The sequence below is a fragment of the Glutamicibacter sp. NPDC087661 genome, assembly GCF_044743275.1.
Classification (GTDB): Bacteria; Actinomycetota; Actinomycetes; order Actinomycetales; family Micrococcaceae; genus Glutamicibacter.
In genome coordinates this window covers 260,712-275,643 of record NZ_JBIUWE010000005.1, presented here as the reverse complement: position 1 = coordinate 275,643, position 14,932 = coordinate 260,712, and the positions used below count along the sequence as shown (strand labels likewise).

The window sequence follows — 14,932 nt, the reverse complement described above, 5'->3', positions numbered from 1 at the left end:
TGCGTCATCAGGTCTTGCCTCCAACCAGGACCGCCAAAGACTTTGGCAGGAACCAGCTCCCGGGCAAGAATAAGCAAAAACCCCGATTCGCCAAGCGAATCGGGGTTTTCAGCAAGAATCTAAAGACTACTCAGCAGCAACTGCTTCTTCAGCTTCTTCCTCGACGACTGGAGCCAGCGACAGCTTGCCGCGGTCATCAATCTTGGTGATCTCCACCTGCAGCTTCTGACCAACGCCGACGACGTCTTCGACGTCCTCGACACGCTTGCCATCGTTGATCTTGCGCAGCTCGGAGATGTGCAGCAGGCCGTCCTTGCCCGGGGTCAGCGAAACGAACGCACCGAAGGTGGTCAGCTTCACGACGGTACCCAGGTAACGCTCGCCGACCTCAGGAACCTGAGGGTTGGCAATAGCGTTGATGGCCGAGCGGGCGGCTTCAGCGGACTCGCCGTTGGTTGCGCCGATCAGCACGGTGCCGTCATCTTCGATCGAGATGTCAGCGCCGGTGTCTTCCTGGATCTGGTTGATCATCTTGCCCTTAGGGCCGATGACCTCGCCGATCTTGTCCACTGGAATCTTCACGGAGATGATTCGTGGAGCGTTGACGTTCAGTTCATCCGGGGCGTCGATAGCCTGGTTCAGAACGTTCAGGATGTGCAGGCGTGCTTCGCGAGCCTGGGTCAGCGCGGCGGCCAGAACCGATGCCGGAATACCATCCAGCTTGGTGTCCAGCTGGATCGCGGTAACGAACTCGGAGGTACCTGCAACCTTGAAGTCCATGTCGCCCATGGCATCTTCGGCACCGAGGATATCGGTCAGGGCAGCGTAACGGGTTTCGCCGTCTACGGTGTCCGAAACCAGGCCCATGGCGATGCCTGCAACGGCAGCCTTCAGTGGCACGCCAGCGTTCAGCAGCGACAGGGTCGATGCGCAAACCGAGCCCATGGAGGTCGAGCCGTTGGAGCCCAATGCCTCGGAGACCTGGCGGATTGCGTATGGGAATTCCTCGCGGCTAGGCAGCACTGGAACCAGTGCGCGCTCAGCCAGTGCGCCATGGCCGATTTCGCGGCGCTTAGGCGAACCAACACGGCCGGTTTCACCGGTCGAGTATGGAGGGAAGTTGTAGTTGTGCATGTAGCGCTTGGTCTTCACCGGCGACAGCGAGTCGATCTGCTGTTCCATCTTCAGCATGTTCAAGGTGGTGACGCCCATGATCTGGGTTTCGCCACGCTCGAAGATTGCCGAACCGTGAACGCGAGGCAGAACCTCGACCTCGGCGGAGAGCTGGCGGATGTCAGCAAGGCCGCGGCCGTCGATGCGGATCTGGTCGGTCAGGATGCGCTGGCGCACGATGTGCTTGGTAACAGCGCCGAATGCCTTGGAGATTTCACCCTCGCGGCCTGCGAAAGCGTTGCCTTCGCCAGCCAGCGATGCAACGATCTCTTCCTTGTATGCGCTGGCAGCGTTGTCGCGCTCCTGCTTGTCAGCGATGGTGTAGATCTCCGTCAAGCGGGTCGAAGCAGCAGCCTCGACAGCGGCGAAGGCATCTTCTTCGTAATCGCGGAAGACCGGGAATTCAACGGTTTCCTTGGCAGCGCGAGCAGCCAGGTCGGCCTGGGCCTCGCACAGGACCTTGATGAATGGCTTCGCAGCCTCAAGGCCCTCAGCGACAACCTCTTCGGTTGGAGCCTGGACGCCGCGTTCCTTGATCAGTTCCCAAGCGTTGTCGGTAGCTTCAGCTTCCACCATCATGATGGCAACGTCGTCGCCAGCGATACGGCCGGCAACAACCATGTTGAAGACAGCGTTCTTCAGCTCGGAGTGGCGTGGGAAGGCAACCCACTGTGCGCCGTTTCCGTCATCAACCAGTGCAACGCGAACGCCGCCGATTGGGCCGGAGAATGGCAGACCCGAAAGCTGGGTGGACATCGACGAAGCGTTGATCGCTACGACGTCGTACAGCTCATCTGGCTCGATGGACAGCACGGTGACGACAACCTGGACCTCGTTGCGCAGGCCCTTGACGAAGGCTGGGCGCAGTGGGCGGTCCATCAGGCGGCAAGCCAGGATGGCTTCGGTCGATGGGCGGCCTTCGCGGCGGAAGAAGCTGCCTGGGATGCGGCCGGCTGCGTACATGCGCTCTTCAACGTCCACGGTGAGTGGGAAGAAGTCGAAGCCTTCGCGTGGGTGCTTGCCAGCGGTAGTTGCCGAGAGCAGTGCGGTCTCGTCATCGATGTAGACCATTGCCGAACCTGCAGCCTGCTTGGCAATGCGGCCGGTTTCGAAGCGAATGGTGCGGGTGCCGTAGCGACCGTTGTCGATCTGTGCTTCGGCGAATTGGATTTCTGGACCCTCCATTAAGGGGGTGCTCCTTTCGATCGCTCCCACGTGGTGGATGAGCGAACCGTGTGGCCCTACCCAGATCTGGTCTTCGATCGAGACCCGCGCTGAGGCGCATATTTGCCCTAGCGAAAGTCACTACCGAGGACCGCGAAACTGGCGGTCGGGACCAACGGTCAGTCAGCCCTGGGAGTTATTTTCTTTTGGGGCCCGCATAGAACATGCAGACCCAGGTACTAGCCTACCGGGAATTGGCAAAAGACGCAGTTCTTGGGCGATAGGCGCGTGCCAGCCGCTTGCGTCGCTGCCATTCATCGTTTGAGAGCGGCCTTGCAGCCTGGGCAACCAGCGAAGATCATGCGGCGCTGCTGCCCTGGCGATCCCCGGGCGCAACCAGCACGGTGCGCGTTGATCCTCATTTAGGCAGGGAAACCTGCGGAAGGAAATTTTCTCCAGCCGGGATTATTCATAGCCTGTCGATTGTTGTTCTCCATGGGCTTTGCCCTGACGGACCGCGGCAATCGCCGCAGTCCAGAACATTTCCAGTCGCAACCCGCAAGACAAAGGAAAAACCTGATGGCAACTATGGTCAATGCATACGCAGCGCACTCTGCGACTGATGGACTCATTCCGACGCAGATTGAACGTCGTGCAGTAGGTCCGCACGATGTCTTGATTGATATCAAGTTCTCCGGCATCTGCCACTCCGACATCCACACGGTGCGCGGAGAATGGGGAAACCAGAACTATCCGCTGGTCCCGGGCCACGAAATTGCCGGCATCGTTGCCGAAGTCGGGCCAGAGGTAACCAAGCACAAGGTGGGCGACCGCGTTGGCGTGGGCTGCATGGTCAATTCCTGCATGGAATGCGAGAACTGCCTTGCCGGAGACCAGCAATTCTGCGAGCAGAGTGTTGGTACCTACGGTGCTCTTGACCGTGATGGCAGCATGACCCAAGGTGGCTACGCCACGCATGTCGTGGTTACCGAGAACTTCGCCCTGAACATTCCTGAAGGCATCGATCTGGATGTTGCCGCGCCCCTGCTTTGCGCCGGCATCACCACCTTCTCCCCGCTGAGGCACTGGGGTGCAGGGCCGGGCAAGAAGATTGCCATCGTGGGACTCGGCGGCCTGGGCCACATGGCGGTCAAGATCGCCAGTGCCATGGGCGCTGAGGTCACCGTTCTGTCGCAGTCGCTGAAGAAGAAGGATGATGGACTGAAGCTGGGCGCAACCGACTACCGGGCCACCAGCGATGAGAACACCTTCAAGGATCTGCAGAAGAAGTTCGACCTGATCATCAACACCGTCAGCGCTTCCATCGACGTCAGCGCCTACCTCGGACTGCTGCGCGTGAACGGCACCATGGTCAACGTTGGTGCTCCGGCAGAACCGTTGCCTGTCAATGCCTTCGCACTGATCGGGGGACGCCGTTCCTTCGCAGGTTCGCAGATCGGCGGCATCGAGGAAACCCAGGAGATGCTGGATTTCTGTGCCCAGCATGGCATTGGCGCAGAGATCGAGGTCATCGGTGCCACGCAGATCAATGAGGCTTACGAGCGCGTGCTGGCATCCGATGTCCGCTACCGCTTCGTAATCGATACCGCGACGTTGGCCTAGTTACCCCAGCTCACTCGGGTCGCAGAGAACGGTGCCGGTCTTGTCCAGCAGTGCAGGACAGATCCGGCGCCGTTTCGCGTCTGGCTAATTAACGTTCATTCGCCCCGGCGCGATCTACGAGTGCCTGCGTTCTCCCGTTGGCTGCCCTGTTCTGGAGCCTCGGCCGCAGTGCCCTGCTCAGACAAATTCCCCTTGATCGCGGCAAGCTCGGATTGGAGTTGCGCCACGGCACCACTGAGGTTCTTCAGTTCCTGCCTGCGGCGGCTGGCAGCCCTGAAAGTCTTGATCATCATGGCGATGATCAGCGGAATGGCCGCGAGCAGGGCCCAGCCGCTGCGTTCAAAGAAGTCGAGGGCCACCGGCAGGGCCTGATTGAATTCCCAGAAGGAATTCACTCCCCCGGCAATCGATTCCAATGCAGATTCCACGGGAGCCAGTTGCTTGCCCACAACTGGTATTCCGGAAAGATCAGGGGCATTCACCGGAGGCTCGCCCATGGTCCATCGCGGATCACCTGGCCGCTTCAGGATATAGATCCCGGCACCGGCGCTGGCAGCGGCGAATAAGAGCACCGAGGCCAGGGCGACCGCCACTAGCTGGTGCCGCCGCCATAGCCCCGCCGCCACGGCAAAACCAATGACCAGAATCCAAATCCACATTCGCAGTTGTTCCAGGCCAATGCCCGTCAGTAAATCCATGAACTTTGCCTCATTGCTCTGGGCCGCCATGACCCAAGTTGTGCGTTACTTCATCCCACTTAGGTACGCTATCGCGAGCAGCGGATTAATTGCCGCCTAGCACGTCAATCCGGTTGAGATCGAATCGTTCGAGTCGTCATATTGCTTCCTTGCCCCGGTATCCGGGACCCAATAGCCGATGGCTTCCGGCTCGTCCAATGCAGCGATCGGCTCATGCCACCTGCCGGCAGCTCGAATGGTAATTGCCACTAGCCGTCTTGCGATCGCGGATCTGGCATCGGTTGAGGTGGCAACGCGACGCACCCCAAAGACCAGAAGACCCCGTTCTCCAGACTCCTGCAGCTTTGCCGTTGCAAATGCCCGAACCGGTACAGTGCTCTTGCCTCGGGTGCGTTGGCGACACTGGCCTGAATTTGAGTTAATGGGTCTGGATCCGCTGCTCGGCGGATCACCTGGGATCGAGGAGGCTGGCATTGGCGGAGCCTAATTTTGCTGAACATTATTGGGATTTCATTGAGCGGGGAAGCATCTTGGTAGTGACTCTCAGTGGACCGGCTCATCTGCGGTTGATGGATCCGGAAAATTTCGCGGCATTCCAGGACGGAGAAGAATTCGAAGCATACGGTGGACTGGCACGCCGTGCTCCATACCGAATCAAGGTGCCCCATTCCGGACCCTGGTTTCTAGCGATTGATCTGACTGGCCTCGGTGCGCGTGGGGTGCGCCACGAAGTCAGCATCGTGCTGCCACAGAAGCTGGAAGCTCGACGACCAGCCCGGGACTAGAAGCAAGATCCCGCAGGAGAACTTAGCCCGCGAGCGCACTCGAAATATCGACAAGCTGTTGCATCCTCATTCCGGGCCAACCGTGGACCATATCCACCCACTGCGCCGGAACACTCGAGAACCCTGAAGCTGCGCCAATGAGCGATCCGGCGATGGCTGCCACGGTGTCGGTATCCACGCCTCCGCGAACAGCCGCTTCCAGCACCGGAACCAAGCGAGCGTTCCCGTCTTCCGGTTCGGCGGTGGCGATCGCGCTCCAAGCACCTTGGAATGCTTCAACGACCCAACCGTTATTTGTGAAGTCCCGAGGTCGATGGTTTTCGGCCTGGTGGATGCGCTGCTCCCATGCTTGTGCGCGTTCTGGTTCAAGCATCGCAAGACCACTGCGAATATCTAGTTCGCCGGTGAGCACAGCGTGGTGAATGGCTACTGTCCAAAGCCCGCAGGCCTCAGCGGCTTCATCATCAAAATGGGTCAGCTTGCTGATAGCTGCCGCAGCTTCGAATGCGGCAGCAGGCGGTTCAGACAGATAAGCCAGCGCCACGGGCGCTGTGCGCATGAGACTGCCGTTCCCGCCGGAGCGGCCAGTTCTCCGGTGAATCTGTTCAGAACCAGCTAGCGCATCATCAGCGGTCGGCTCGGCTCTTCCGTCAGCAGACGCAACATGCTGGGCGTGGGCAAGTACAGCCCGCGTCTGGTTGCCGACGTCCGGTGCGTTCGTGGCCCATTTGGCCCATTCCCGAACCATGTAGTTGCTCGCGTCACCATCAAGCTTGCCGTTGGAATCCAGCAGGCCCTGGGCAATGACTATGGCCATTGAGGTGTCGTCGGTCCACTCCCCGGGCGCAAAATCGCCCAACCCGCCACCAATCATCGAAATTTTGGCGGATTCGGGCAACGGTGCGTTGAATTCGTAGCCCGCGCCCAGGGCATCTCCGGCAGCCATCCCGGTCAGGACTCCACGAATTCGATCTTTCACCTGTACTGAATGTGCCATTTGCGCCTTTCACAGGGTGGTCGCCAATGCAGAGTAATACTGCTTGGATCCACTGTACCGATGCGCGGCGACAGTAGAGCTACCTGAGCGGCCCCGATAGCGTTCCCACGGTTGATTTGCGTCCTTGCGTCGTCGACCGGAATAGCGAACGAGGACATTGATGCGGTCACGATAACCGTTCCGCTTCTACCTGCGATCCCGACTTCGGCAAATAGCTCACCCGGTTGGCTTCGTCGCTGTCCCGGCTTGCTGCAAGCGCTCACGGGCATCGCCGAGCGGAGGCAGATCTCCTTGATCTCGATAGGCGTTTGACCCAACTTCTTGCAGTTATGGCCAATGCCCTGCAGGAACCAGGTTCCTGCAGGGCATTGGATGTCGCCAGCCTCGGTCGTTGCGCCTAGGCGAATGCAGGCGGTGGCGGAGTCGTGGGGTCAGTTGGGTGCCCCGGCGCCGGCTCAGTGGGATCCTGCGGGCCCGGGGGCGGGATCGGCCCATCCGGATGCGAAGGGCTTGGTGGTACGTCCGGCTGCGCCGGGCTTGGCGGAGCATCTGGTGTCGGCGGTTGCGCTGGCGGTTCTGGCTGGTCGGGAATACTCGGATCACCCTGCATCGGAGCACCTGATTCGTGTAAGTGATTCATTGGAACCTGCTTTCCGTCGTATCGGTTCGACCATTCAACGACGGATCGTCTCCGCCTTGCAACGGCATTCAGGAATCGCAAAGCTGCAACAGTGCCGCGACATGGCGTGGTCGCGTCGAATCGGAAAGCATCACTCGGTTCAACCCATTGGTTTCGCAAGCTGCCGTGCGCCAGCGCAGCCGACCTATAGCAGCATGCGCACGATTGGTGTCGCGATGAGGATGGTCAGGACAACGCGCACGAACCAGATAGCTACCATCTGCGGGATGTTCAGCGGAATCTGCGTCGCCAGGACGCATGGCACCAATGCTGAAAAGAAGATGATTGCAGAGACGCAAACGATGGCGATCACCATGCGCAGCTCGATGGATTCGTGTCCCGCAATGAGGGTTGCTGGAAGGAACATTTCAGCAATGCCGGTAGCCGAAGCCTTGCCAGCCAGCAACGGGTCATCCAGCCCGACGATCCAGGCAAATGGGACAAACAGGTATCCTAGCCAGTCGAAAACTGGAGTGAAGCGGGCAACCACCAGTCCGAGCAATCCGACAGAGAGAATGGACGGCAAAATTGCCATGGCCATTTTCAGCCCATCCCATACGTTGGCGCCGACATTCTTGAGCAGCGATGGCGCTCGCCGCGAGGCTCCCATGGCTTCGCTCCAGGCAACGCGTGCACGATTGCCCGTGACCAGTTTTTCCTTGTCATGTTCCATGCCCAGGTACGTCGTGTCTGGAATCCGGCTCAAAGGCGGAATGCGCACCGAAATGGCGGTCACCGCAAAGGTGACTACCAGCGACAGCCAGAAGTACAGGCTCCAGTGGTCCATCAGGTCCAGCGCCTTGGCAACAATAACCATGAAGCTGGCTGACACCGTGGAAAAACCGGTAGCGATGATGGCAGCTTCGCGACCCGTGTAGCGGCCGCCACGGTACATGCGGTCGGTGATCAGCAGACCCAGCGAGTAGCTTCCCACGAAGGAAGCCACGGCATCCACGGCCGAACGTCCCGGGGTGCGCCAAATTGGAAGCATGACCGGTTGGCAGAAGACACCAAGGAACTCCATCAGCCCGTAGCCAACTAGCAAGGCCAAGAAGATGGCACCTACTGGAACGATCAAGCCAACGGGAATGACCAATTTGTCCAGCAGAAAAGGACCCATGTCCGGATCGCTGAGCCACGCCGGGGCAAAGTTGAAGAGCAGCGAACAGCCGACAGCCAGCCCGAAGATGTTCAGGAATGCGAATATGCCACGTACCTTGGATGCCTTCCATCCTCCGGTGACGAAGGGAATAACTGTCCCGCAGATGAGCATCAGCAAGATAATGTACGGAACGACCGGTGCCGCGGCAGTTTGAATCCACGTCACCAAGTGATCCAACGGGATGGTGCTCTTGCCGTTGATGGTGATGGGGAGGAAGAAGAACAAGATACCGATAAGGCTATAGATCACGAATCGCAGAACGACCGGAAGAGTGCTTTGTGCTTCAACGCTTGAAGTTGTCATTGGATACCGCCTTGTCGATGAGGGCGAGGGCATCAGCGTGATTTGATGCGCTATCCATACAACGCGACTCTGGCCCAGCAATGTGACGGGGATCGCTTTTATTGTCCGGAGTTTCAGACTTCGCGCAGATGAGCGCTTCTGCGCGCTTCCTGTGGCTGCGCAGATGGAAGCAGGCCCACAGAACGATCGCCCCCACTTGCCATGATTCTCATAGGACTAGTCTGTAGGATCGATATAGTCTGCATAGGCACTGATTCCAGCTTTCGGCTGAAAACATGCGCTCAAATAGGTCTTGGCGTCATGCAGGGAATAACCTAGGGAGAACACATACGCAACCGATGGCGCACACCCATCGGCCACGACGTTTCAATGCAGCACGCAGCACATAGATAGTCCAGCAGAAACGAAGGCACCATTTTGAACGGCAATGCCACCTTTAAGCACCACAACGTTGCGCTTTTATCAGTGAACAGCGTCCTCGCACCCGAGGTGGTGAGCTCTGCAGAATTCGACGAGCGACTTGCTCCTAGCCTGAAACGCCTTCGCCTGTCCAAGAAGCTTCTGGAACGAGTTTCCGGGGTCAAGGAACGCCGCTGGTGGTCCGATGGCGTTGAATTCGACGACGCTGCAATTCTTGCCGGCAAGAAGGCGCTGGCCCAGGCCGGTGTCGATGCCAGCGAAATCGGCCTGCTGATCAACACTTCGGTCACCCGCCGCAACTTGGAGCCGTCGGTGGCTTCCAAGGTGCACAACGGCTTGGGCTTGCCATCCTCCGCCATGAATTTCGACGTGGCCAACGCCTGCCTCGGCTTCGTCAACGGCATGAGCCTGGCAGCGAACATGATCGACTCCGGCCAGATCAAGTACGCCCTGATTGTTGCCGGCGAAGACGCCAAGCCAACGCAGGAAACCACTTTCCAGCGGCTGAACGCTGAAACTTCCACGCGCGATGACTACATGCGTGAATTCGCCACGCTGACCTTGGGTTCCGGCGCCGCCGCTGCGGTCATTGGCCCAGCGGATGCGCACCCGGAAGCGCACCGCATCGTCGGCGGCGTATCGCGTGCCGGCACCGAGCACCACGAGCTGTGTGTCGGCGGACCCTCGGGCATGTACACGGACACGAAGGGCTTGCTGGATAACGGCCTCGAACTGGTCGTGGATGCCTGGGATGAAGCCCATCAATCCGGTTGGAATTGGAAGTCCATGGACCGCTACGTGACCCATCAGGTTTCCAAGTCCTACACCAATGCCATTATCAAGGCCGTCGGCCTGGTCAAGGACCGCGTGCCAATCACTTTCTCCAAGTGGGGCAATGTCGGACCGGCTTCCCTGCCCATGACCCTGTCCCAAGAAGCCGACTCGCTGAAGAAGGGCGACCGGGTGCTGTGCATGGGTGTGGGTTCCGGCCTGAACACCGCGATGATGGAGATTGCCTGGTGACCGAGCTTTTCCCCGGTGTAGATGCCATTTATTCTAAGTATCTGGAAGTACCGTCCACGTCGCAGGTGGACTCCCCGGGCACTAGGCACCGGTGGCACGTCCTGGATAACAACGAAGAACTGAAGCAACGCGGAATTGAGCCGGCCGGCACCTTGCTCTGCGTGCACGGCAACCCCACCTGGTCCTACCTCTGGCGCAGCCTGCTGAACCACGTGTCCGAGCACGGGCTGCTGTGGCGAGTGGTGGCAGTGGACCAGCTGGACATGGGCTTCTCCGAGCGCAGCGGCAAGTTCCGCCGCCTGGCCGACCGCGTCAACGATCTCGGCGATCTGACTGGCGCACTGGGGCTAACCGGCAAAATCACCACCGTAGGCCATGACTGGGGCGGCATCATCTCCCTGGGCTGGGCCGTCTCCCACCCGGACCAGCTGGAGAACGTGGTGTTGACCAACACCGCAATCCACCCTGCAGGCTTCGAGCTTCCCGCCGCGCTGAAACTCGCGTCCCATCCCGCGGTGCACGGTTGGGGCACCAAGACTTCCCCTGCCTTCTTGCAGGTAACCCACTCGTTGGCGCAGCCGGCCTTGGCCCCGGATATCCGCAAGGCCTTCATGGCCCCGTACACCAACGCTGAAAAGCGCGAGGGCGTAGCCAACTTTGTCGCCGATATCCCGTTCTCCCAGGATCACCCAAGCCGTCCGGCCTTGGACGAGATCTCGGAAGCAGTGCGCTCCTTGAAGGTCCCGGCCCTGATGCTCTGGGGACCCAAGGACCCGGTCTTCTCCGACCGCTACCTGCGCGATTTGATGTCGCGACTGCCCCACGCCCAGGTACACCGCTTTGAAGGCTCCAGCCATTTGGTGGGCGAAGACAACGATATTGCCACCCCGATCTTCCAGTGGCTTGCCGGCGAGAAGAGTTCCAAGAACACCTCGCGTGCCCAATCCCTGGGCGAATACCGTCCGATGCTTGCCGAACTCGATTCGCGCACCGAGGACCAATCGGCCGCGGTGGTGGACATCAATCCTGCGCGATCGCTGTCCTGGGCCGAACTGGGCGAGCGCGTGAATGCCCTGGCCGCAGGGTTGCGGCAGATCGGAGTGGAGGCCGGCGACCGGGTGAACCTGCTGGTTCCACCGGGAATTGAACTGACCACCCTGATCTACGCCTGCCTGCGCCTGGGTGCGGTCATTGTGGTGGCCGATGCCGGCCTTGGCACCAAGGGCATGGGACGAGCCATCAAGGGCGCTGGCCCGAGCTACCTGATTGGCATCGACCGTGCGCTCACCGGTGCGCGGCTGTTCGGCTGGCCGGGAACCAGGATTGCCGCTGGAGACCTGCCTGCTGCGAAGCGCAAGCTGCTGGGGGTAGCCCATACCCTGCCCGAGCTCTATGAAGCCGGCAGCCAGGCCGCTTCCGGGTCCAGGGTTTTCGAGCCATCCGATCCGGATGCCGATGCGGCGGTCCTGTTCACCTCCGGCTCCACCGGTCCGGCCAAGGGAGTGGTGTACACGCATCGCGAACTGGCCGCCATGCGCGATACCCTGCGTGAAACCTACAACCTCAAGGCCGGCTCTGCGCTGGTGGCAGGCTTCGCGCCGTTCGCGCTGCTGGGCCCTGCTTTGGGTGCCACCTCGGTCACCCCGGACATGGACGTCACCGCACCGCGGACCTTGACTGCCGCCGCGTTGGCAGACGCCGCCCTCGCAGTGGATGCAACCACCGTCTTCGCCTCCCCCGCCGCGCTGGCTAATGTCCTGGAAACCCAGGATGCGCTGAACCAGGCTCAGCGGGAAACCTTGGAAGGCGTCTCGCTGATGCTGTCCGCCGGCGCCCCGATTCCCGAGCATCTGCTGGCCAAGGTGCAGGACCTGGTTCCCAATGCCCGGGTCCACACCCCGTACGGCATGACCGAGGCCTTGCCAGTCACCGATATCGACTTGGCCGGCATCCGCGCTGCCGGAGCGGGCAATGGCGTGTGCGTGGGCACCGCAGTCGCCGGAGCCACCGTCGCCATCGCACCGATTGACGCCCTGGGCGTGGCCGGAGACAAGCCGGAATACACCCCGAATGCCACCGGCGAAATCCTGGTCCGCGCCCCGCACGTCAAGGACCGCTACGACCGGCTGTGGATCACCGAACAGCTCAGCGTCTCCATCCCCGGCTGGCATCGCACCGGCGATGTCGGGCATCTGGATGAGCAGGGACGCCTGTGGGTCGAAGGACGCCTTGGCCACGTACTGCGCACCGCCAAGGGCGCGATTACCCCGGTGGCCGCCGAACATGCTGTCGAGTCGGTTGCTGGCGCTGGCCGTGCCGCGCTGGTCGGCGTGGGACCTGACGGAACCCAGGCCGCGGTGGTCGTCATGGAAACGGTGCCCGCGGCCCGCAAATCCGGTCCGGCCGCCAGCGATCTGGCCCGCCAGGTTCGCGCCGCGGTCGCGGCCACCGGCACCGAGGTGGCAGCGGTCCTGGTAGTCCCAAGCCTGCCCACCGATATCCGGCACAACTCCAAGATTGACCGGGCCGCGCTCGCCCACTGGGCTGCCGCGACCCTCGCAGGTGGAAGGATCCGCAATCCGTGAGCCCATCGAAAAATGAAGACGCTGCCCGTCGCGTTCTGGTCACCGGAGCCAGCGGCATGCTGGGTGGCGCTGTAGCCCAGCTATTGCGCGACAAGGGCCACCATGTGCGCACCTTCCAGCGCGGCAGCTCGGCATCAGCCACTGATGAAGTCCGCGGCTCGCTCACGGATCCGCAGGCTGTCGCCGCGGCCGTGGAGTCCATGGACGCGGTCATCCACCTGGCAGCCAAGGTCTCCTTCACCGGTGCATGGGAAGACTTCGCCGCCACCAATATCGCGGGAACCAGCAATCTGCTCGAAGCATCCAAGCGCGCAGGAATCAAGGATTTCGTGTTCGTCTCTTCCCCTTCCGTGGCGCACTTCGGCGATTCGCTGGCGGGCGCCGGTGCGGGTGAGGCCGATCCGGCCAAGGCGCATGGATTCTATGCACGCTCCAAGGCAGCGGCCGAGCTCAATGCCCTGGGCGCCGATTCGCCAGCACTTCGCGTCACCGCCATCCGCCCGCACGTTGTGTGGGGGCCCGGCGATACCCAGCTGGTGGAACGCGTCATCCAGCGGGCCAAGGCCGGACGGCTGCCCCTGCTGGACCAGGGCGCAGCGCTGATCGACACCACCTATATCGACAATGCCGCTGCGGCGATTGTCCGCGGCCTGGAACGCATGGACCACGCCCACGGGCGAGCCCTGGTAGTCACCAATGGCGAACCTCGGCCGGTGGGCGAGCTGATCGCCGGCATCTGCAAGGCTGGCGGCGCCCCGGCTCCGAAGCTCAACGTTCCGGGCTGGCTGGCCCGTGCGGCCGGTTCGGTGATCGAGAAGTTGTGGTTGGCAGCCGGTTCGCGCAACTTGGTTCATGATGAGCCGCCGATGACCCGTTTCCTGGCCGAGCAGCTGTCTACCGCGCATTGGTTCGACCAGCGCGAAACCCATGAAGTCCTGGACTGGAAACCTGCGGTAGGCATTGACGAGGGTCTGGAGAAGCTGGCGGAGCACTACCGGCGGTGAGCAAGCTTTTCCTCCGGAGGAAAAGCTCCAGCTCAATAGGATTGCTGCGATCCAAAGCTTGTAAAAATCCTTAGCGCATTGACGACGCGTTGCACCGAATCCGGGGGAATCTGCGAGAGCGGAACGTTAGGCTTTCGACTGGCAAAGCTGCTGCGCCGCAGGCTCCTTCCGACCTCTTCCAGTCCTGGGATTCCAATCAGCTCATTCAAGAAGAATTCTCTGGCCTCAGATTCAGGCGCTTCTTCGAGTGGCAACTGGGAAACAGGCTTGAAATTGAATTCCAGGGACAGCCCTTGCACACTGAAATAGAATATCGATACGGTGCCAAGCCGAGTTCCCATTGAATCGAAAATGGGAATCGTGCCCGCGGGGTATTTTGACCTCGACCCTAGGAATGGCAATTCCGACTTGAGCGCAGAATTAATCAGTTCGTCGAACGCTTCCAGGCTTTGCCTGTCACTCTCAAGAAGCCAGGAGCGGATGCTGCTTGCTTCCCACCGGGTGGTCTGGCGATTCTCCGGTGTTGATTTCGCATTGGCCAATTCTTCGCCGAATACGTGAGGCAACAGGAGTTCAAGCTCCCCATGCCGCCTCCGGGCATATTCGACTGCAACGATCGATGTCCCTGGGCCGGCCATCATATTCAAGTATTCAACCATGAGTCTCAACTGGGCATTGATTGCATCGACCGCTAGCACGATTCGAAAATTTCCCTGCGTCAGGTTCAGCGCAAGGGACTCTTTCAGTGTCGTCGCCGTCTCAGTATTTTCATCCCAAAGCGGCGTGGAAGAACGGTCTCTCCAGCGCTGCGCAAATTCGTCGACGTCCATCTTCCATAGACGCGAGGCATAGTCGAACATCTGGCCAACGATTTCACGCCTGATCTGCGGATTAGACGCCAACTTGCATTCGACGAGGGTGACTTCCCCTCCGGCATCCACCACGACAATATCTGCGGGGCCGACCTCGGACTGGAATTCGCGACAGGCTTTCGCTTCGGAACTCACGCCTGGAATCAGTTCCGGGTGGTTCGCAAGGATCTCCTGTAATTCTGATTCCAAGGCATACCCAATTTTTTGGGGTTCAAACCATGCCCCGTCATCTTGCCGAACCAATATGCTCGCCATGGTTGATGCTCCTTTGCACTGTGGTCTACAGCATAACGACCGCAATTGGCCCAGGAGCAGAGGAACGGAACTATGTTCGCGTGAAAATTCGTCGCCGATCCGCATACCTTGCCGTAATTCATCAGCACTCCAAGCTCCGTTCGGCAAGGGGCGCAAGCATCGTCAGGTGTCGCGCCCTCGACGTCCAGA

General features: G+C 60.5%; 10 protein-coding genes. 5 read left to right on the top strand and 5 right to left on the bottom strand.

From position 1 onward, the window contains the following. Positions 1-126: 126 nt before the first annotated feature. Entirely contained in the window at positions 127-2,358 is a 2,232-nt protein-coding gene (locus ACIOTN_RS14710; protein ID WP_332731277.1) for a polyribonucleotide nucleotidyltransferase, read from the bottom strand. 558 nt (positions 2,359-2,916) lie between these two features. Between ACIOTN_RS14710 and ACIOTN_RS14705 the strand changes: the two genes are divergently transcribed. Next, positions 2,917-3,960 carry an NAD(P)-dependent alcohol dehydrogenase gene (locus ACIOTN_RS14705; protein WP_402735571.1) on the top strand — a complete coding sequence of 348 codons (1,044 nt, stop codon included), beginning with the start codon at positions 2,917-2,919 and terminating at the stop codon, positions 3,958-3,960. 95 nt (positions 3,961-4,055) lie between these two features. Here the strand turns inward: ACIOTN_RS14705 and ACIOTN_RS14700 are convergent, their stop codons facing one another. Continuing rightward, entirely contained in the window at positions 4,056-4,658 is a 603-nt protein-coding gene (locus tag ACIOTN_RS14700) for a hypothetical protein (protein WP_133832980.1), read from the bottom strand. 473 nt (positions 4,659-5,131) lie between these two features. On the opposite strand from ACIOTN_RS14700, the gene ACIOTN_RS14695 reads away from it, so the two are divergent. Beyond that, a complete protein-coding gene (locus ACIOTN_RS14695; protein ID WP_166650648.1) occupies positions 5,132-5,443 on the top strand; it encodes a DUF1883 domain-containing protein in 312 nt (103 codons plus the stop codon). A gap of 22 nt (positions 5,444-5,465) precedes the next feature. Here the strand turns inward: ACIOTN_RS14695 and ACIOTN_RS14690 are convergent, their stop codons facing one another. Both ACIOTN_RS14690 and ACIOTN_RS14685 read right to left on the bottom strand, forming a co-directional pair. Continuing rightward, a complete protein-coding gene (locus ACIOTN_RS14690; protein ID WP_402735570.1) occupies positions 5,466-6,440 on the bottom strand; it encodes an ADP-ribosylglycohydrolase family protein in 975 nt (324 codons plus the stop codon). An 824-nt stretch (positions 6,441-7,264) separates the two neighbouring features. After that, positions 7,265-8,584 (bottom strand): YjiH family protein, encoded by a 1,320-nt coding sequence (locus ACIOTN_RS14685; protein ID WP_402735569.1) that lies wholly within the window; start codon positions 8,582-8,584, stop codon positions 7,265-7,267. A gap of 417 nt (positions 8,585-9,001) precedes the next feature. Here ACIOTN_RS14685 and ACIOTN_RS14680 point away from each other — a divergent pair, with 417 nt between their 5' ends. The 3 genes from ACIOTN_RS14680 to ACIOTN_RS14670 are packed head-to-tail and all read left to right on the top strand — an operon-like array spanning position 9,002 to position 13,616. Further along, positions 9,002-10,027: a 3-oxoacyl-ACP synthase III gene (locus ACIOTN_RS14680; protein ID WP_013348415.1), complete on the top strand. Its 1,026-nt coding sequence runs from the start codon at positions 9,002-9,004 to the stop codon at positions 10,025-10,027. After that, complete coding sequence (locus tag ACIOTN_RS14675; RefSeq protein WP_402735568.1) at positions 10,024-12,612, top strand: alpha/beta fold hydrolase; 2,589 nt, start codon at positions 10,024-10,026, stop codon at positions 12,610-12,612. Before ACIOTN_RS14680 ends, ACIOTN_RS14675 begins: the two co-directional genes overlap by 4 nt. Further along, positions 12,609-13,616: an NAD-dependent epimerase/dehydratase family protein gene (locus ACIOTN_RS14670; protein ID WP_402735567.1), complete on the top strand. Its 1,008-nt coding sequence runs from the start codon at positions 12,609-12,611 to the stop codon at positions 13,614-13,616. The genes ACIOTN_RS14675 and ACIOTN_RS14670 overlap by 4 nt, the downstream gene beginning before the upstream one ends. 32 nt (positions 13,617-13,648) lie before the next feature. Here ACIOTN_RS14670 and ACIOTN_RS14665 read toward each other — a convergent pair whose 3' ends face one another. Further along, on the bottom strand, positions 13,649-14,743 hold the full coding sequence (locus ACIOTN_RS14665) for a hypothetical protein (protein WP_400342815.1): 1,095 nt from the start codon (positions 14,741-14,743) through the stop codon (positions 13,649-13,651). Between the last annotated feature and the right edge of the window lie 189 nt (positions 14,744-14,932).

Excerpts from the sequence above, each read along its gene's own strand:
- ACIOTN_RS14710 (WP_332731277.1), bottom strand. The coding sequence starts at position 2,358 with ATGGAGGGTCCAGAAATCCAATTCGCCGAAGCACAGATCGACAACGGT.
- ACIOTN_RS14705 (WP_402735571.1), top strand. The coding sequence starts at position 2,917 with ATGGCAACTATGGTCAATGCATACGCAGCGCACTCTGCGACTGATGGA.
- ACIOTN_RS14700 (WP_133832980.1), bottom strand. The coding sequence starts at position 4,658 with ATGGATTTACTGACGGGCATTGGCCTGGAACAACTGCGAATGTGGATT.
- ACIOTN_RS14690 (WP_402735570.1), bottom strand. The coding sequence starts at position 6,440 with ATGGCACATTCAGTACAGGTGAAAGATCGAATTCGTGGAGTCCTGACC.
- ACIOTN_RS14685 (WP_402735569.1), bottom strand. The coding sequence starts at position 8,584 with ATGACAACTTCAAGCGTTGAAGCACAAAGCACTCTTCCGGTCGTTCTG.
- ACIOTN_RS14665 (WP_400342815.1), bottom strand. The coding sequence starts at position 14,743 with ATGGCGAGCATATTGGTTCGGCAAGATGACGGGGCATGGTTTGAACCC.